This window comes from Grimontia kaedaensis (genome assembly GCF_023746615.1).
GTDB lineage: Bacteria > Pseudomonadota > Gammaproteobacteria > Enterobacterales > Vibrionaceae > Enterovibrio > Enterovibrio kaedaensis.
The window spans coordinates 744,867-763,894 of record NZ_CP082276.1; the positions used below are offsets into that span (position 1 = coordinate 744,867).

19 protein-coding genes are annotated in these 19,028 nt (G+C 46.4%); 13 read left to right on the forward strand and 6 right to left on the reverse strand.

The window, feature by feature from the left end; all coding sequences use genetic code 11:
• Window positions 1–445: 445 nt before the first annotated feature.
• Window positions 446–886 carry a GlcG/HbpS family heme-binding protein gene (locus tag K6Q96_RS20140; RefSeq protein ID WP_251882227.1) on the reverse strand — a complete coding sequence of 147 codons (441 nt, stop codon included), beginning with the start codon at window positions 884–886 and terminating at the stop codon, window positions 446–448.
• 50 nt (window positions 887–936) lie between these two features.
• A complete protein-coding gene (gene aceB / locus K6Q96_RS20145; protein ID WP_251882228.1) occupies window positions 937–2,562 on the reverse strand; it encodes a malate synthase A in 1,626 nt (541 codons plus the stop codon).
• 293 nt (window positions 2,563–2,855) lie between these two features.
• Here aceB and gcl point away from each other — a divergent pair, with 293 nt between their 5' ends.
• From gcl to K6Q96_RS20175, 6 genes are all read left to right on the forward strand, one after another.
• Window positions 2,856–4,634 (forward strand): glyoxylate carboligase, encoded by a 1,779-nt coding sequence (gene gcl / locus K6Q96_RS20150; RefSeq protein WP_251882229.1) that lies wholly within the window; start codon window positions 2,856–2,858, stop codon window positions 4,632–4,634.
• Window positions 4,635–4,666: 32 nt separating this feature from the next.
• Window positions 4,667–5,455: a hydroxypyruvate isomerase gene (hyi, locus tag K6Q96_RS20155; RefSeq protein WP_251882230.1), complete on the forward strand. Its 789-nt coding sequence runs from the start codon at window positions 4,667–4,669 to the stop codon at window positions 5,453–5,455.
• Between the two features lie 4 nt (window positions 5,456–5,459).
• On the forward strand, window positions 5,460–6,350 hold the full coding sequence (locus tag K6Q96_RS20160) for a 2-hydroxy-3-oxopropionate reductase (protein ID WP_251882231.1): 891 nt from the start codon (window positions 5,460–5,462) through the stop codon (window positions 6,348–6,350).
• A 141-nt stretch (window positions 6,351–6,491) separates the two neighbouring features.
• Window positions 6,492–7,847, forward strand: a complete 1,356-nt coding sequence (locus tag K6Q96_RS20165) for a glycerate kinase type-2 family protein (RefSeq protein ID WP_251882232.1) — start codon at window positions 6,492–6,494, stop codon at window positions 7,845–7,847.
• 70 nt (window positions 7,848–7,917) lie between these two features.
• Entirely contained in the window at window positions 7,918–8,532 is a 615-nt protein-coding gene (locus K6Q96_RS20170) for a TetR/AcrR family transcriptional regulator (RefSeq protein WP_062664150.1), read from the forward strand.
• Between the two features lie 387 nt (window positions 8,533–8,919).
• Complete coding sequence (locus K6Q96_RS20175) at window positions 8,920–9,402, forward strand: GNAT family N-acetyltransferase (protein WP_251882233.1); 483 nt, start codon at window positions 8,920–8,922, stop codon at window positions 9,400–9,402.
• Here the strand turns inward: K6Q96_RS20175 and K6Q96_RS20180 are convergent.
• Window positions 9,399–10,316, reverse strand: a complete 918-nt coding sequence (locus tag K6Q96_RS20180) for a LysR substrate-binding domain-containing protein (protein ID WP_251882234.1) — start codon at window positions 10,314–10,316, stop codon at window positions 9,399–9,401. The two genes, K6Q96_RS20175 and K6Q96_RS20180, sit on opposite strands and share 4 nt — an antisense overlap.
• A gap of 106 nt (window positions 10,317–10,422) precedes the next feature.
• Here K6Q96_RS20180 and K6Q96_RS20185 point away from each other — a divergent pair, with 106 nt between their 5' ends.
• The 3 genes from K6Q96_RS20185 to K6Q96_RS20195 all read left to right on the forward strand — a co-directional run bounded on the left by K6Q96_RS20185 (window position 10,423) and on the right by K6Q96_RS20195 (window position 13,057).
• The gene (locus tag K6Q96_RS20185; RefSeq protein ID WP_251882235.1) at window positions 10,423–11,319 is read left to right on the forward strand and encodes a pirin family protein; all 897 of its coding nucleotides are present in this window, start codon (window positions 10,423–10,425) and stop codon (window positions 11,317–11,319) included.
• 13 nt (window positions 11,320–11,332) lie between these two features.
• A complete protein-coding gene (locus K6Q96_RS20190) occupies window positions 11,333–11,875 on the forward strand; it encodes an NADPH-dependent FMN reductase (protein WP_251882236.1) in 543 nt (180 codons plus the stop codon).
• Between the two features lie 225 nt (window positions 11,876–12,100).
• Window positions 12,101–13,057: a hypothetical protein gene (locus K6Q96_RS20195; protein WP_251882237.1), complete on the forward strand. Its 957-nt coding sequence runs from the start codon at window positions 12,101–12,103 to the stop codon at window positions 13,055–13,057.
• Window positions 13,058–13,180: 123 nt separating this feature from the next.
• On the opposite strand, the gene K6Q96_RS20200 is transcribed toward K6Q96_RS20195, so the two are convergent.
• Together K6Q96_RS20200 and K6Q96_RS20205 are read right to left on the reverse strand one after the other, a co-directional pair.
• Entirely contained in the window at window positions 13,181–13,411 is a 231-nt protein-coding gene (locus tag K6Q96_RS20200) for a LysR substrate-binding domain-containing protein (RefSeq protein ID WP_251882238.1), read from the reverse strand.
• Window positions 13,412–13,449: 38 nt separating this feature from the next.
• Window positions 13,450–14,328, reverse strand: a complete 879-nt coding sequence (locus tag K6Q96_RS20205) for a LysR family transcriptional regulator (protein ID WP_251882239.1) — start codon at window positions 14,326–14,328, stop codon at window positions 13,450–13,452.
• 176 nt (window positions 14,329–14,504) lie between these two features.
• On the opposite strand from K6Q96_RS20205, the gene K6Q96_RS20210 reads away from it, so the two are divergent.
• Both K6Q96_RS20210 and K6Q96_RS20215 read left to right on the forward strand, forming a co-directional pair.
• Window positions 14,505–15,521: an alpha/beta hydrolase gene (locus K6Q96_RS20210; RefSeq protein ID WP_251882240.1), complete on the forward strand. Its 1,017-nt coding sequence runs from the start codon at window positions 14,505–14,507 to the stop codon at window positions 15,519–15,521.
• A 458-nt stretch (window positions 15,522–15,979) separates the two neighbouring features.
• Window positions 15,980–16,603, forward strand: coding sequence for a hypothetical protein (locus K6Q96_RS20215; protein WP_251882241.1), 624 nt, complete (start codon window positions 15,980–15,982; stop codon window positions 16,601–16,603).
• Window positions 16,604–16,678: 75 nt separating this feature from the next.
• On the opposite strand, the gene K6Q96_RS20220 is transcribed toward K6Q96_RS20215, so the two are convergent.
• Window positions 16,679–17,563 (reverse strand): LysR family transcriptional regulator, encoded by an 885-nt coding sequence (locus K6Q96_RS20220; RefSeq protein ID WP_251882242.1) that lies wholly within the window; start codon window positions 17,561–17,563, stop codon window positions 16,679–16,681.
• Between the two features lie 111 nt (window positions 17,564–17,674).
• Between K6Q96_RS20220 and K6Q96_RS20225 the strand changes: the two genes are divergently transcribed.
• Together K6Q96_RS20225 and K6Q96_RS20230 are read left to right on the forward strand one after the other, a co-directional pair.
• Complete coding sequence (locus K6Q96_RS20225) at window positions 17,675–18,400, forward strand: outer membrane protein (protein WP_251882243.1); 726 nt, start codon at window positions 17,675–17,677, stop codon at window positions 18,398–18,400.
• Window positions 18,401–18,421: 21 nt separating this feature from the next.
• Entirely contained in the window at window positions 18,422–19,009 is a 588-nt protein-coding gene (locus K6Q96_RS20230) for a luciferase domain-containing protein (RefSeq protein ID WP_251882244.1), read from the forward strand.
• Window positions 19,010–19,028: the final 19 nt, after the last annotated feature.

The window sequence follows — 19,028 nt, forward strand, 5'->3', positions numbered from 1 at the left end:
AAAAGAAAACGTAAAGGTTATGCGTGTTGTTTTGAATAAGAATAGCCATACCCAAACAACCTGAAGATACAGGATTCAGCGAGCTTGACTGGCGTTGTGATCGCGGCGTTCCTTTGTAGGTGTAGTCACCTCCATCAAAAAGGAACAACAAAGAGCACGACGTCAGTCAACTCGCCCGAAGGGAGGGCCTCAATGCGACCACTTCTTCGTTAAATTCCACGGAAATAGAACGACTATTCCTCGTAAAATTTGCCTCGAATTGAACGCATTGATGACCTCTGAATGCGTGCATCTTCAGGTCGTTTGGGTATAAGGTGATTGTACAACATTGGTGCAATTATTGTATTGGTGCTTTTATCGGTTTGCGGGGCGGGTACTGTTCCAAGGTAGAGAATTGATGATAGAGACTTAACGGCCGGAGAAGCCCGGCCGTTTGCAGGTGAAATCAGTTTGCCAGAACGGCATCAGTTTTTAGACTGGAAGCAATGATGCCGGCAATCGCGACGGCCTCATCAGTATCGGAAATATCGCCTGACACTCCTACTGCACCGAGCAATTCAGATGCCGCATCTCGGATGAGTACACCACCGGGAACAGGAACAAGGTTTCCCTGTGCAAGCGTAGCAACTGACGAGATAAAGCAAGGGCGGGTTTGAGCATCATCCGCAATCTTTCTGGAAGAGCAACCCAAAGCTAATGCCCCCCACGCTTTTGCAATCGCAATTTCTGGCCGCATCATGCTTGAGCCGTCTTGCCTCTGCAGCGAAATCAGTGCGCCGCCTTTATCCAAAATGGCCACCGTTAACGGCTGGGTTTTCCGTTCTTGCGCCGCATGGAACACCTTAGTGGTGATTTCCAGTGCTTTTATCATCGTCAGATTTTCCATTGAAAGTCTCCTAGATTTTAAGGGCGACTTAAAGCAGTCGCCAATGCTTGTTATTCGAGTTTTGCGTAGCAAGGAATGGTAAGGAAATCCGCAAAATGACTATCGGTTGATAGTGTGAAAAAGAGCTCCGACGCTTCATCAAATTTCCTGTTTTCACCATAGCCCGCTGATGCTTTCATTTCTTTCACCTCTTGATCGAGCCACGCTCTAAATAGCTCAGTGGTAAATGGACGACCATCGTCCAGAGACACTTGATGCTTGAGCCATTGCCAAATGTTGGCGCGGGAAATTTCCGCTGTAGCGGCATCTTCCATTAACCCGTAAATAGGTACGCAACCGATACCGCGCAACCAAGCTTCCATGTAAAGCACTGCGATTCGGATATTCTTTCTTACACCAGGCTCATCTTTTGGTCCTTGGCTTGGTCGAAGAAGCAGTTCGCTGTTAAAGCTTCCATTAGGAATAAAGTGGCGTTGGTTTGTCGCGCCATTGAGGTATTCATCAAATATTTCGCGGGCAAGTGGTACCAAGTAAGGATGTGCGACCCAGGTTCCATCATGACCATTCGTCGCTTCACGGCGTTTATCTTCAATTACCTTCTGTGTTACGCGAGCCATCTCGTCGGGGTCTTTAGCTGGAATAAAGGCCGACATGCCACCAATTGCCAGTGCTCCACGGCGGTGACATGTTTGGATGAGACGTTTGCTGTACGCCTCTAAGAAAGGCTGATCCATGCCGATGGCATGACGGTCAGGCAAGATGCGATCGATGTGATTCTTCAGCGTTTTGATGTAGCTGAAAATATAGTCCCACCGGCCACAGTTCATGCCCACGATATGCTTACGCATTGCGTAGAGGATTTCTTCCATTTGGAATACAGCAGGAAGGGTTTCAATGAGAACAGTGGCGCGTATCGTGCCTGTTTCGACAGAAAAGTACTCTTCGGTGAAATCAAACACGGATTCCCACCATGCAGCTTCTTCCATGGACTGAAGCTTAGGCAAGTAGAAGTAAACGCCTTGGCCACTGGCTTTGCGGGATTGGTAATTGTGGAAAAAGTACAACCCGAAATCCATTAGGCTAGCCGGTATGGGTTTACCGTCGAAAAGAATATGAGATTCCTGAAGGTGCAAACCTCTTGGACGATGGATCAATGTCGCCGGGTTATCAGCTAACTGGTAATGCTTGCCATTTTTCGGGTCGCTGTAAGAAATCATGCCCGCATTGGCATCACGCATGTTGACTTGGCCATTGACCATGTTTTCCCAGGTCGGTGAAGTGGCATCCTCGAAGCAACACATAAATACGTTCGCGCCCGAGTTTAGCGCATTGATCACCATTTTCCGGTCAATGGGGCCTGTTATCTCAACACGCCTGTCGAGCAATAACTCCGGAATATCATCCACCTTCCAATCTCGATCGTCTCGAATGTAAGCGGTATCGCTGCGGAAATCAGGTAGGACTCCGCCATCGAATGTCTCCTGTTGACGTTTCCGGTCAATCAGTAGCGAAGACAATGGTCCCGTGAACTGTTGGCAAAGCGCAGATATAAAGTTCAATGCGTCCGCACTCAGAATGCTTTTAGCGTCTTCACTGAACAGAGGCCCAGTGACCTTTACGCTGGAGCAAGCTGCTGAGCTGGAACGATTTTCTGAAGTACTGTTTAATTCGTACATCGGCAGGATCCTTTGATTAAATGTATACAATAAAAAACTAATAATGTTTATTTTGTTTTGTCGTTATCGAGAACAATAAAAGCACAATGTTAATGCATTGTGAATAGGGTGGTACCAAAATTCCTTTTACTCAGTATCTTGTCTGACCTCTTTCTAATGCACTGTTAGTAATGATTTTGCCGACCTTGCGCTTCATTCACTTGTTTTAAAACTGTTAAAAATTCCTTGCGATTAAAAAACAATCGATCTAAGAATACAATATACACTCAAATTGTATACAAAAGGAGTTTTGTATGGGAAAGATGAGAGCGATTGATGCAGCGATCGAAGTGTTGAAGAAAGAAGGTGTGGTGAAAGCCTTTGGTGTGCCAGGCGCTGCGATAAATCCTTTTTACTCTGCGTTAAAGAAAGTGGGAGGTATCGACCACATACTTGCCCGCCATGTTGAGGGGGCCTCTCACATGGCTGAGGGCTACACTCGAGCTAACCCCGGGAACGTCGGTGTTTGCATAGGGACTTCGGGCCCTGCGGGGACGGATATGATCACTGGGCTTTACTCTGCACAGGCAGACTCAATTCCGATTCTTTGCATTACCGGACAGGCGCCGCGTGCTAGATTGCACAAAGAAGACTTCCAGGCGGTAGACATTGAATCCATAGCAAGTCCTGTGACTAAGTGGTGTTCAACGGTTTTAGAACCCGCACAGGTTCCACGAGCAATTCAACATGCTTTTCAGGTGATGCGCTCAGGTCGCCCTGGCCCTGTACTGATTGACTTACCTTTAGATGTTCAACTGGCCGAAATTGAATTTGATATCGACACTTATGAGCCACTTGAGCCTTACAAGCCTTCTATCTCGCGCAATCAAGCGGAAACTGCTTTGGCGATGATAAATGAAGCTGAACGTCCACTGATCGTTTCTGGCGGCGGTGTGATCAATGCAAATGCTTCAGCACTTTTACAGGAGTTTGCCGAAGTCATTGGGGTACCGGTTATTCCAACTTTGATGGGCTGGGGCTCTATTGCAGATGACCACGAGTTGATGGCAGGTATGGTTGGACTTCAAACATCCCACCGCTATGGTAATGCATCATTGCTGGCGTCTGATGTGGTTTTTGGTATCGGTAACCGTTGGGCAAATCGGCATACGGGCTCGGTCGATGTGTATACCGAAGGGCGTAAGTTCGTTCACATCGACATTGAACCAACCCAAATCGGGCGCGTGTTCTGTCCGGATCTGGGCATCGTGTCTGATGCCTACCAAGCGCTTACTGTGCTGATCGAAGTAGCAAAAGAATGGAAAGCGCAAGGGAAACTGAACGATCACTCTTCATGGGTTGGAGATTGTCAGCAGCGCAAAGCTACCATGCTGCGAAAAACCCACTATACCGAACAGCCAGTTAAACCAATGCGTGTTTATGAAGAGATGAACCGCGCGTTTGATCGTGAAACCTGTTATGTCAGCACCATAGGTTTGTCTCAAATAGCTGCTGCTCAATTTCTACATGTTTATAAACCTCGTCATTGGATCAACTGCGGTCAAGCCGGACCTTTAGGCTGGACCGTGCCTGCCGCACTAGGTGTTCGTGCTGCGGATCCTGAGCGCCAAATTGTCGCTATTTCAGGTGATTACGACTTCCAGTTCATGATTGAAGAACTCGCTGTTGGTGCCCAGTTCAACCTTCCTTACATCCATGTGTTGGTGAACAACTCTTACCTGGGGCTTATCCGTCAGGCGCAGCGTCAATTCGATATCGACTACTGCGTACAGTTGGCTTTTGAAAACCAGAATGCACCTGAACTTGCCGATTATGGTGTCGATCATGTGACCGTGGTGGAAGGGTTGGGTTGTAAGGCACTGCGTGTTACCGACCCAGAACAAATTGCGTTGGCGTTTGAAGAGGCAAAGGCCTTGATGGCTAAGCATCGTGTGCCGGTTGTTGTAGAAATCATTTTAGAGAAAGTCACCAATATCTCCATGGGTGTAGAGATTGACTCTGTGAATGAATTTGAATCTCTGGCTGACTCTATTGCTGATGCGCCTACTGCATTGGCAGCCAATCGCCAATAACTGTTTGGTTCTTATGGAATAAGGAAATTGAAATGCCAAAGTTAGCTGCCAATTTATCAATGTTATTTACTGAACTGCCTTTCATCGAGCGCTTTAACGCCGCGGCAAACTTCGGTTTTAAGGGAGTGGAGTACCTGTTTCCGTACGCATTTGATGCCTATGAGCTGAAGGCAGAACTGGACCGCAACCATCTGAAGCAAGTGTTGTTTAACCTACCTGCAGGGGATTGGGACGCGGGAGATCGCGGGATTGCAGCGGACCCAGCACGTGTTGATGAGTTCCGGGCAGGCGTTGCACTCGCGATTGAATACGCAAATGTATTGAACTGTGAGCAAGTGAACTGTCTCGCTGGGATTGTTCCTTCGGGTGTGAGTCAGGACCAAGCTGAAGAGACTCTGATTGAAAACCTGAAATTTGCGAATGCTCAGTTGGAAAAGGCAGGTATCCGGTTGGTTCTGGAAGCAATCAATACAAGGGATATCCCCGGCTTTGCGCTTACCAATACCAAACAGGCAGTTCGGATTTGCGATGCTGTCGGGAGTGACAACCTTTCACTGCAGTACGATATCTACCACATGCAAATTATGGAAGGGGATATTGCCCAAACCTTAAGCTCGACGTTAGACCGTATTGGGCATGTTCAGCTTGCAGATAATCCCGGCCGTCATGAGCCTGGGACCGGGGAGCTGAACTACCATTTCCTGTTCAGCCACTTAGATTCTATTGGCTATGAGGGTTGGGTTGGGTGCGAATATAAGCCGGCTACCACCACCGAAGAAGGCATGAAATGGCTTCATACATACGGACAAAATGAGGAGTAATGGAATGACAACTATCGCATTTATCGGCACCGGCATCATGGGTAAGCCAATGGCTGAAAACCTACAAAAAGCCGGGTATCAACTCAATTTGTCAGAAAGCCGTACAAGGGCACCTGCTTCATTAGTCGAAGGTGGTGCAAAAACCTATCCTTCGAATCGTGAAGCGGTTAATGACGCGGATTTCATTATCGTGATGGTGCCAAACACACCAGATGTCGAAGATGTTCTGTTTGGTGAAGATGGTATAGAGCCAGTGCTGGATGCCACAAAGACAGTCATCGACATGAGTTCTATTTCTCCCATTGATACCCAAAGCTTTGCTGCGCGGGTCAACGAAAGTGGCGCTGCTTACCTTGATGCGCCTGTTTCTGGTGGTGAAGTCGGCGCCATCAATGCCACCTTGACCATCATGGTGGGTGGCGAAGAAGGCACGTTCGAAAAAGCATTGCCGCTGTTTGGTGCTATGGGGAAAAACATCAATCTGGTAGGTGATAACGGTGCAGGTCAGGTGTGTAAGGTTGCCAACCAAATCATTGTGGCACTGAATATTGAAGCCGTATCTGAAGCACTGGTGTTTGCCTCTAAAGCAGGCGCAGATCCGGCGAGGATCCGTAACGCGCTACTGGGTGGCTTTGCCAATTCTAAAGTGCTGGAAGTTCATGGAGAGCGCATGGTGAAAGGAACCTTTGACCCTGGTTTTAGAATCCGCCTGCATCAGAAAGATTTGAACTTAGCATTAACAGGGGCTGAAACGCTTGGCGTTTCACTGCCGAATACAAAATCCGCACAAGAGCTATTTAGCTTATGTGCTGAGCAAGGTGGGGAAGATTGGGATCACTCTGCGCTTATCAAAGCCATTGAATCGCTTTCTAACCACAACATCCGCGGCGAATAACGCCGTGAACCATACCAAGCAGTTTGAAGTGTCCAGCTTTTCGCTGCTTGGAGTACCTCCAACTTGAGTTTACGTTTTACAGGTCCTTAGTATTTTGCCCGCTTCTTTCACGACGGGCTTTTTTTTCTATGGAGATAAGCAATGGATCAGCAGGAAGTGTTCAAGGAAGGCGAAGAAAACCTAATAAAATATTCTGAATCAGAAAAGACATTTGTTGGAGCTTTATCGCCCTCGATATTTCTCCGGAAATTGTTCGGCGCTGCGGTTGATTCAGCCCTTCCTTATGGAAATATTGGTAAGTATCTGCCTGAAGACCGCTCGGGAAATTTAGTTGTGATCGGTGCAGGTAAAGCGGCTGCTTCAATGGCTCAAGCGTTGGAAGATGAATGGGATGGGCCGATAAGTGGCGTTGTTGTCACACGTTATTTACATGGCGCACCTTGTAAGCACATCGAAGTATTGGAAGCGTCACACCCGGTTCCTGATGGTGAAGGAGAGAAAGTCGCGAAGCTCATCCTAAATTTGGTCACGAACCTTGATGAAAATGACACGGTGATATGTTTGCTATCCGGCGGAGGCTCAGCTTTATTAAGCTTACCTGCACCTGGCATCGACTTTTCCGAGAAACAGGACATCAACAAAGCCCTGTTGAAATCGGGAGCTGCCATCAATGAAATGAACTGTGTAAGAAAGCATCTTTCGGCTGTAAAAGGAGGGAAGCTGGCACAAGCGGCTTACCCTGCAAGTGTGCTTACGCTTGCGATATCTGATGTGCCGGGAGATGCCGCAGATGTTATCGCATCAGGTCCGACAGTCGCAGACCCGACGACACGTTTTGATGCTATTAACGTATTGAATAAATATGACATCCCAGTAAGTGACAATGTCACTTCATGGCTGGAAAGCGAAGCATCTGAAACCCCAAAAGCCGGTGACGAGAGACTGTCAAAAAGCCGTTTTGAGATTATTTCAACGCCTTTCGAATCTCTGACTGCTGCGCAGATTTTATCGGAATCGCTAGGGATACCCGCTTACATTCTGGGAGATACTCTGGAGGGAGAATCAAGGTATGTCGCACTGGTGCATGCAGCTATGGCAAGCAGTGCAGCTAAACATGATCAGCCTTTCCCTGCTCCTTGCGTCATCCTCTCTGGCGGTGAAACCACGGTAACAGTCAAAGGTAATGGTCGTGGAGGGCGCAATTGTGAGTTTCTGTTATCACTCTATCAAGCGCTTGAGAAAGAGCCCGCGATACGGGGCAGAATTTATGCGTTGGCCTGCGATACAGATGGCATTGATGGTGTGGAAGACAATGCCGGAGCAGAGTTGAAACCGGAATTTTATGTCGCCGCTGCAGAGAAGAAACTGTCACCCGAACCTTACCTGGCTAACAACGACAGTTATGGTTTTTTTGAAGCGCTTAGCGGCTTGATTTTTACCGGGCCAACACGCACCAATGTGAATGACTTCAGAGCAATATTGATATTACCAGAGTGATTCACTGGATGAATTGTCTAGGATTCATTAAAGTTGTGATTACACGCTTTAGTGAATCCACGGACGGTCAATGTCACGCATCAGGACAAAAAATCAGGAAAAGATAATCGAAGTCGCCAGTCAACTGTTCGCAGAAAAAGGCTATGCAGCAACGACGACAGCCGAAATTGCCCAACGCGCCGAAATTCCTAAGCCCAACCTCTATTACTATTTCAATACCAAAGACAATCTTTATCGTGCAGTGCTGGAAAGTGTCACCCAGCCGTTGCTCGAAGCGTCTTACCCTATCGAGCAGCTCAACGACCCGCGAGATGCGCTTACCCAATATATCCGTACCAAACTGCGTATATCTAAAGAATACGCCGCCGCTTCGAAGACTTTTGCTGCTGAAGTGATGGCTGGCGCACCCCACCTCCCAAGTGACATTGCAGAATCCTTGATGGATCAATCTCGAATGATTCTGAACAAGTTCGAATACTGGATTGAACAGGGTTGGATGGAACCTGTACCTCCCAAGCATCTGATGTTTATGCTCTGGTCTTCAACCCAAACTTACGCAGACTTTAACTGGCAGATTTGTCAGGTCAGTGGTCAGTTTGAATTAGAAGATCAAGACTTCGAAGATGCGGCAGAATTTCTGGTGAATTTGGTGCTGAGAGGATGCGGCGTAAAGCATGCGGATTGAAAGTGGAGGTAAATATGGTGTTAGGTATCTCCCAAACGCATTTCCAAACCTCTGTGAATGTATTGTGATGTTGAAAAGTAAGATAGGTTGTTTATGACTTTATTAATAGTATTTCTAAGTGGAATAGGCATACTCTTCTCCGCGATTTCGGGGTTTCTTATGCCTTGGTCCGTTGTTGTGTTTTTTGTTGCTTTCGCCACCGCCTTCTTCATATATATAACTGACCCCAATCGCCCACGCGACGATTCCCCAAAGTCTCGTGACAGTTCAGACAGAAATGACCCCGGAGGAGATTTCGGAGGAGACTTCGGCGGGGGAGACTAGTAACCATTAATGCTGATAACAAATATTTCCCATCGCAATTGAATAGTCTGAGTAGTGAATGCCATGATCCGCGAAATAACCCCTCAAGACTTCCAATCCTTCTGGCCGACATTCTCCAGTGTCATTCAGGCAGAGGAAACCTATGCTTTTGATGCGGATATGACTGTCGAACAGGCTTATCAGCTTTGGTGCGAAGTGCCACTGAAAACACTTGTTTTCGTTGAGGATAACGTTGTCCTTGGCACTTACTACATCAAGCCTAATGCCATGGGGCCAAGCCGTCATATTTGCAATTGTGGGTATATGGTTTCCGACCAGGCAAGGGGCAAAGGCATTGCCCGTCAGATGTGTGAACACTCTCAGCAAGTTGCGATAGAGCTTGGTTTTAAGGCAATGCAATTTAACAGCGTGGTTTCTAGCAACGAAGTGGCAGTAAAACTCTGGCAGAAACTGGGTTTTGATATCATCGGTACCATTCCCAAAGCTTACAAACATCCACGAATGGGCTATGTCGATAGCTTTGTGATGTATAAATGGCTGCTCTAGGGGCGTTCACCACTAACCACCAAGGGCAGCTTCTCTCGAATAAATTCCGCCAACGCTTTGGTATGTGGCGGTACGCCCAGCCTTGAAGGCATCAACAAACTTAAACTTGCCGACTGTGAAAGCCAATCGGGCAGAACACGCACTAGCTCTCCCGTTTGTAATGCAGTGCGGCATACGTAGTCAGGTAGTGCAGTCACACCTAACCCTTCAATTGCGGCTTGTCTTATGGTGGACATATCTTCTGAGCACAAAGCGATATTGGATGTTTGGTGGGTACGGAGACCATCACGGTTCATGAGTGGAATCGCGTCTTTGGAACCGCTTCTGCCAACTTTTAAAAACTGACAATCAGCAAGATCGTAGGGCGTGTTTAACTGTTGAAGCGTATCAAGGTAACGGGGCGAACAGTAGAACTGCCATTCCACATTAGTAATAAATCGTTGGATGAGACTGGAGTCAGGTAGCTCTGCGCTATGTCCGCGGATAGCAATATCAATGCCTTCGGCCACAAGATCTTCCATTGCGTTTGTGACACGTTGTTCGATATGCACTTTGGGGTGTAGCTTGGCAAACTCGGTCACAATGCTGAGTAAGGCAAATTGAGCAACACCTGTTGAGCAACTAATGACCACTTTCCCTGTGAGTTTCCCACTGCGGTTATCCATGGCAGCTTCGGCAAGTTCTAAGGTATCTACCAACTTTCGGGCATGCTGGTAGAAGCTCTTGCCCTCTTCTGTGACCGCAACATTGCGGGACGTTCGCTGCAATAACCTGACACCTAAGCGCTCTTCCAGCTGTACAACATGTCGGCTCAACCGCGACTTTGGCATATCTAACGCTTTAGCGGCGGCAGTGTATCCCTTTTTCTCAACGACATGCACAAAGTAAAAGTAGTCATTCAAGTCGACTTTCATTTTATCGTCCTATTTATGGAACGTAGAGTTCAAATTCTAGCGGTTTTTATCCGAAATCCAACTGGTTACATTGTTTTTAGGCCAACAAATAGAACGGAGTAGAGCAATGACACATTCAGCAATCCAATTAAACCAGAGTACTGTCTCGGATAAGCATGTGACTGGCAGCCCATTGAATATTGGTGAAGGATTCACGGGTCTTGGTTTTCGTCATACGCAATTTGAAGGGGCGATGGACCCAATCATCATGGTTGACCATTACACCATGACAGTACCGACATTCGGCGCGCACCCACATGCTGGTATCTCAGCGGTTTCCGTGCTGTTTGAAGACACAGAAGGCAAATTCAACAACCGCGATTCGCTAGGCAACGACTTCGATATTCATGCAGGTGATCTCTATTGGTTGAACGCCGGTCGTGGCGCGGTTCATGACGAAGCACCAAGACTTGGTGCGAAAATTCATGGTTTGCAGATCTTCGTTAACCTCCCGGCAACGCTGAAACATGAATCGCCAAGCTCTCTTCATGTGAAGCGAGAGGATATGCCTATGCTGGTGGGAGAAGGGTATCGAGTGAGACTGGTACTTGGAGAAAGTAACCGCGCAAAAACACAGGCTTCCTCGGTATGGCCGTTTACCATTCTTGATGGTTTTGCCGATGAGCGTTCAGCTTTTGAACACCAAATTCCATATGGCTTCAATGCTTGGCTTTATGCCGTGGAAGGAAACATCGAGTATCAATTGGACGACGAATGGCATGTTCTGGATCAAGGCGAGTCTGTCTCAATCGTCCCTAAAGACGTTTCCGTGTTGAAAGTCCGTGGTGATAACAAGAAGCAGAGCCATTTTGCGCTGCTGTCTGGAGAAATCATTAACGAGAGCTTTGTCCAGAAAGGACCGTTTGCAATGAGCTCGCAACAAGAAATCAATGAGGTTGTTGCCCGCTATCAAGCCGGAGAATTAGGCCAGACCGACCTAGATTGTGCCAAGTATCATTATTGAACGAGATAAAACGATGAAAATACTCGCTTTTGCTGCAACAAACAGCCGTAAATCAATTAACAAGGAACTCGTCCAATATGCGGCGGGAAAGATAAAGAACGCTGATGTCGACTATGTAGAAATTAATGACTTTGATTTACCTATCTACAATAGCGATTTGGAAGAGGATTATGGCATTCCGAGATGTGCCTACGCTTTTCAGAAGCGGATAGAAAATGCCGACGTAATCTTAGTGTCATTTGCTGAGCACAATGGCAATTTTACGGTGGCATTTAAGAACCAATTTGATTGGCTAAGTCGTATCGATAGAAATGTTTATCAAGGAAAGTCGATTGTCTTACTTGCGACATCCCCTGGTCCTGGTGGCGCAAAAACAGTACTGAAGTTGGCTAAAGAAGGGGCTCCGCATTTTGGTGGCAATGTCGTCGGAACATTTAGTTTACCGAGTTTCTATGACAACTTTGACCAGGAAAAAAAAGCCATAAGAGATACAAGCCTTACCGCAGAATTAGATGAAATATTGCGTCACTTTGAGGGCGCTGTTTCTCCAATCTAGCAAGTTAACTCTCCTATTTACTCCGATAAAACCCGCAGCCCAATGCGGGTTTTTTGTATGCGAAAACACATAGCCTAAGGCGGTGGCTTAGTCGAATATACCGAAATGGATTAGTGCTTATTTCCAGAACTATTAGTTTATTTAATGCCGGATTATGTTGCTAATGACGGTGCTGTAGATTGGTTTCTGTACAACAAACAGTACGACTATGGATAAGGAGTTCGCATGACAATCAATAAAGTCACCTTAGCAACAGCGCTTGTTACTTCAATGGCACTTGCTCCGGGGGTTATGGCGAAAGAAGGAAGCCCAAAAGGCACTGACACTGTGAAATCTCACAAACCGTCTTATAAAGGTAAGCGCTTCAGCAACTCTGATGTAGATTTCTCGAACTGTCGGGAAATTGCGGGAGGTATAGCTGTACAGAAGGATGCGCTGATTTCGCTGGTTCCGTCAGACATTACAGTAAACAGCCTTTCAGATATGGGGTTTGTGTTCGAAGGTTCAGACAACCTCGGCATGCTGATTATTCGTTCTTTGCAGTGCGAAGTCATTCAAGTGACAGATGCCAAGGGCCGAGTATTTACTGATGAGAATGTCGCATTTGCTCATGTGGGCACACCAATCAATACATCCAATCTACCTGCGACGACGTTTAATAACGACGGTTCGAACGGCGCTGATTTCAATATATTCGCATTGAGCTATCAAACCTCTTCTCCTGCATATTACGGCGCGATGAAAAGAATGGGTATGAAAACTGCGATGTTTAATAAGCACATGATTAACGCGCAGGTTGATACCACGCCGGGTACCTGTGATGTTGCACAGCTCAGTGTGAGTGTGCCGGGTAGTCATGACTATTCATTTAGCATATTCGGCGAGGTAGTTGAAGCCACGGCCGAATGTCACCCTGGGGGCGCAAACTTTGTGGCGAACTGGTGGAGTGTTGATCGCAAAAAACGCATTTCAGCTCTCAGCAACTTAGTGATGGATCAGACGTTCACAGAAACTGCTGGCCCGAACGTATACGTAGCAGCGAAACCCGGGACGACCATGAGTGAGCTTATTGGTGAAATGCCGTCAGCATTCACGGGATTCTCCGGTAGTGGCTATTTGCCATCCGGTGGTATTGGTAATGTCGATATGGTGGCAGAAGCTTTAGGTAAATTGGCGCGTTAAACTTCCACTGCAAATAGCGCTATTAAGTCAAACGCCCCTAATAGAATAGGGGCGTTTGTTTATGTGCTCATTCCGCGAGCTGGTCTGCCAAAACCGAGCCAACAAGAGCGTTAGATTCTCTCTTCAGGCTTCATCCGGACAAACCGTATAGCGTCCCAGCTCGCGAAGCGACCAATTAGGGAAAAGTTGTACTAAGGCACCGGATCTCAATCCTGGTTCAGCGATGTGCTGAGGCAAGATCGCAATTCCTGCATTTTGGTGGGCAAGATGGCAAAGTGCCTCTATCATGTCGACTCTCAATTGAAAGTGAGTGAATACGACATTCACTGAATCATCGCCAGACAAAAACTCCATTCTGTTCTTGCGGTGCTGATAGGCCATTATTCTGATATTTACAGCTCAGGGTCCGACAGCTCCTTTTTTCTTTCCTTCATAAACTCTATCAATGTACGTACTTTTCGTGATAGCAGCGTGCGCTCTTGGTAAACGATAAATAGCTCGAATGGCTGCAAAGGTTTATCAAGATGAATTTCTGTGAGTTCTCTGTTTGCTACCGACTGTTTTGCGTAAAACTTGGGTAGGCGTACCAGTCCTAGATGGTCTTTTGCAGCTATGAGCTGAGCGGTAATGCTATCAATAGAAAAACGTCGCTTTACTTCAAATAACTCATGCCCTTGTTTTCCCTTAAATGTCCAATGTGTCTTTGAAGCATGTGAGATACAAGGGAAATTCGCTAAATCTGAAATCGATTTAGGCTTTCCTATCGCTTTCATCGCACACGGAGAAATATATAAGCCACTTTCCAGCGTCGCGAGCTTCTGTACGATATAATTAGCATCGACTAAAGGTAACTCATTGATGATGAAAGCCACATCATAAGATTCGATGGCTAGTTGGGAATAATCCGATGCTATTGCGCAATCGATCTCGACATCGGGATAGAGTTCGCAGAAGTAGTTGAGGATACGAGTAAAAGATGTGGTGGCAAGATCAATAGGTATACTTAATCGAATCCGTCCAGAATACCCTCTATTTTCTACTAATTCTCGTCCTGGAAGTTGCTTGCTAAGGTGATACCAATCTGAGCAGTACTGTTGGTAATCCATACCTGCTTGAGTGAGTAGTAGCCGGTTGCTCACACGATGAAACAGTTTGACCCCAAGGTCTTCCTCTAGCTGAGAAATTCTCCTGCTAAATTTCGATTTGCTCATCCCATGAGCTTTTGCTGCCTCATTTAGACTCCCTAACTCTGCGGTTGCTAAGAACATCATTAGGTCATTCAGGTTTATCAAAGTTTGGCGTCCTACTCGATGATTAAATCCAGCTATTCCAGAGGTGGATGAATCTTAATGTTGCAGTAATAGAACATTATGTCCTGATATTGTTTCTTTTATGCGACAGGGGTGGACATTAAAGTATTTTGAACTTGTACGTAGAGGAGCGACATATGACCAAACAATCACTGTTTTTCTCTGCCCTATTTGTAATAAAGGTATGCGTTGTAAATGCCAGCGAAATCGAAGAAGTTAGTGTTCCAGCCGAATCATTAAAAAACGCAATGGTAGAGCAGGAAAAGACACAAAGCGCGCTGGTATACTTGCCAACTGACTACAGAAAAAAGCCGCATAAAAAATACCCCGTTGTGTATTTTCTTCATGGCTTTGGTGGGACCGCACAGGGATTTTTTGCGTCTTCAATTCTGGAACCCAATATTAAACGCTCCATGGACGCTCTGGTTGCCAAAAATAGGGTGAGCGAAATGATCGTTGTGGTTCCGGATACAAACACCATGTACCGGGCCGCTTGGTATCAAAATAACCGGTTGACGGGAGACTGGGCCGACTTCATTCGAACTGATTTAGTTGATCATATAGATATTCAATACAGAACGATCAAAAATCCCAAAAGCCGTGCCCTTGCTGGCCACTCAATGGGTGCATATGGTGCCATCGATATAGGTCTGGCTAATCCAGATATTTTTGGTAGCGTAATAGCGCTTAGCCCACCTACTGGGCTGCTTCAGCCTGGAGACTATGCACTTTTTAAACAATTTTATGATGCACAAAAGCAGCAAATGGTGAGCGTTGAGTCGTTTGATGAACTTCCACATTTTGGACAGGCCATCATTTCGATGGCAGCGCTGTTTACTGCAGACGAAAACTATAAGCCTACCTACCTTCCAGAGAGTATTAACCGTGTGGCATTTGAAAAACTTAGTGGTTTAGCTCTGAGTAACAAGTTAGAACGTTATGAAGATGAGAGCTTTTCTATGCCTATTTACACAGAGCTTGGAGTTAAGGAAGGTGAAGAAGCGGTGAGAGATTTCACTAACTTCACAAAGCTATATCAAGCCAAAGGCTATGAAGTAAAAGAATCCCTTTTCGAAGGTGGGCACTTAGATAAACTCTATAAGAGAATTGATACAGCATTGATTTTTGCCAGCGAGAACATGCTGTCTAATTAGACGGTTATAGAAATAGACTGTAGACAAAAGGGGGAAAAATCCTATCTCAATGCATGGGATTTTTCCGTTCTGTAGTACGAAAAAGACCATTTGATTACCGCAACATAGCGTCACTATTAATTTATTTAATGCGCGACTATAGAGATAATTAAACCGTCGTAGATTGAGGTTGTCTGTTAGACATTACGACATACGTATAAGAAGAAAAGGATGAAATACAATCGATTGACACAGGCTATAGCGCTATTAACCGTTATTACAATCTCATCGAATGTTGATGCAAAAGATAGGTCTAGTGATAGCAAACGTGTTTTTGCAGATCAAGATACTACTCAAAGTAAGCACTGGTCCCAAATGGCGTTTCAGTAAATAGCCTAACTGACATGGGGCTTGTATTTGAGGGGCCAGACAACCTCGGCATGCTGATTATTCGGTCATTGCAGTGCTAAGTCATTCAAGTGACAGATGCGAAGGGTCGAGTATTCACTGATGAGAATGTCGCGTTTGCTCTTGTGGGCACACCAATCAATACTTCCAATCTACCTGCGACGTCGTTTAATAGCGACGGTTCGAACGGCGCAGATTTCAATATATTCGCATTGAGCTACCAAACCTCTTCCCTAGGATATTACGGCGCGATGAAAAGAATGGGCATGAAAACTGAGATGTTTAGTAAGCACATGATGAACGCGCAGGTTGATACCACGCCGGGTACCTGTGATGTTGCACAGCTCAGTGTGGGCGTGCCGGGTAGTCATGATTATTCATTTAGCATTTTCGGCGAAGTCGTTGAAGCCACCGCCGAATACCATCCTGGGGGGACGAACTTTGTGGCGAACTGGTGGAGTGTTGACCGCAAAAAACGCATTTCAGCGCTAAGCAATTTAGTGACGGATCAGACGCTCACTGAGACAGCGGGCCCGAACGTACTTGTTGTGGCGAAGTCGGGTACGACCATTAGCCAGCTTATCGGTGAAGCACCGTCTGCGTTTACAGGGTTCTCTGGGAGTGGTTCTCTGCCATCTTGTGGTATTGGCAATGTGGATATGGTCGCTGAAGCTTTAGGAAAATTGCCTCGCTAAGCAATAGAGACATCAATGACTATACAAATAACAAAACGCCCCTATTTTTGGGGCGTTTTGTTATTTGTATAGTCATTAATCTGCGAGCTGCTCCGCCAAAAACCTCGCCAGTAATAGCGTTAAGTTTTCCCTTCTTGCTTTATCGGGCCAAACCGCATATCTCCCAAGCTTCCGCAAGGACCAATCTGGAAGAAGTTGAACAAGCGCGCCTGACTTCAATCCTGGTTCAGCGATGTGCTGAGGCAAGATCGCAATTCCTGCATTTTGGTGGGCGAGATGACAGAGTGCCTCTATCGTGTCGACTCTCAATTGAAAGTGAGTGAATACGACATTCACTGATTTATCGCCAGACATAAACTCCATTCTGTCCTTGCGGTGCTTGAAGCTTATCCATTCAAGGTTAACAAGATCCTCCGGGTGTTTTGGTGCGGGGTTTGAAGCCGCATAATCAGCACCAGCAACCAGAACGCGCTGGTATTCACCGAGCTTTCTTGAAAGCATGGAACTGTCGTCTAGCCAACCAATCCGTACGTTCAAATCATACCCATCGTCAATCAGACTGACGGGTTTATCTGTGTAAGAAATCGAGAGAGAAACTCGTGGGTATTGTCGGGTAAATGCCGCAAGTGCAGTGGATACGTCAGAGGAAGCAAGAAATGCCGGAAGCGAGATCCGCAATTCTCCGACGGGTTCCACCGAGATAGCATTGAGCTCGTTTAAACCTAACTCTGCCTGATTGAGCATTTCTACCACTCGAGGGTAAAACATTCGCCCCTCATTGGTCAGGGAAAGCTTTCTTGTAGTGCGGTAGAGCAGCGTCCTCCCTAGGTAATCTTCAAGGTCTGAAATGGTTTGGCTCACTCGGGAAGGAGCAAGATTTAGCTGTTTGGCGGCAGCTCGGAATGATCCACCGTCGACAACACGGACAAAAATAGCCATATGTTTGAGGTATTCAATCATTGTTCTTCCTGAGCGAATTATGAAGTCCGTTAATACACGATAATACAAATAAACATCTTCTTGTACATTGTTTGTGTGCGACATGGCGTACACAAACAAAGGGACATGAAGATGATTTCAAAGAAAACCAGGTTCTCGCTTGCGGTATTGGCCGCGACTGTATTCTCTACTTCGACTTTTGCAGAAGGTGTGTATGTCACTGTGCTGGCGGGTAAAAGCTATCAAGCGACAGACAGCGAAGCCTATGGCAATAACATTGCTGTTGATGCGGATTTTCCGAATGACTTTGATTCCGGTGATGGTGAGGTAGGCACGATTGGCTTGGGCTATGTCGTTAATGAGTCATTCCGAATCGAAGGGCGATTGGGTTACCGCGAAAGCGATTTTAACAGCACACGTTTTGGCAGCGGAGCGAGAAATGGGGAGGAGTATGCCCTGGTCGGAAAACTTGAGAGCACAACGCTAACGGTGGAAGGCTTTTATGATATCGATACAGGCACTGGTTTATCGCCCTATATCAAAGGTGGCTTGGGTATCGCCCGTAACAAGTACAGTGCAAAGTTAGGTGGCCAAGGAGTTCAAGGCTTTTTTGATAGCCTGGATGGTACGGTGGATGGGTTCTACGATGACTATCCAGACAAAACGGAAACCGAATTCACCTGGAATGTCGGCCTGGGAGCAAGCTATTCCCTCAATGAAAGTTTTACAGTCGTCGGGGAGTATCAGTATGTCTCGCTGGGTGATGCTCAAACTTATCAGGACTCCTTTACTGATGGCTTCCAAATAGACCGCGCTACTGCCCACGAAGTGGCTCTTGGGTTGCGTTATCGTTTCTAATACGGTTGGGAGAGAAAGCTTATGAAGTTCAGAGTGAAAAGCGTGTGTTGGTTTTCAACAGTTTTGCTTGCTACAACATTAAATGCGCATGCCAATTTGGCTGGCGACCTTTCTCCAAGAGAAACGGCCATTCCGGATACAACAGATAGCGTTCCTCATGTGCAGTTGAATGTGAAAACAGATACTAGCCTGATTGCTGAACTCAGAAACAAGGTAGCAAAGATCCCTGATGTATTTTTGCAAGGCTCAATGCTTTCTCTTCCAGGTGCGGAAGGCTTTTGGATTCGCGACGGTGTTCCGCTTGCGAACCCTCAGGCCATCGTCGGTGGCAGAGAATTCGCGCATTTACACCCCGACGGCAGTCTCCATGCTTCACTACCGCCAGAATTAGCCAAAGAAGCGGTAAAAAACAACTGGGCAACCTTTCATCCTTGGTCATCTAAACGTTTGGGTTGGGAGGGCTTTGTCATGATCTACACACCTTCTACTCAAACTGAAGTCGATGTTGTTTACGCGCTGGTGGTTTCGTCGTTCAACTATGTCACCGGCAAAGAGATCAACGCGCAAAGCTTGAGCGGCAAGAAATCGGTTAAGCGCGCTGATAATTAGTATGGCAAAGACAAAAAAA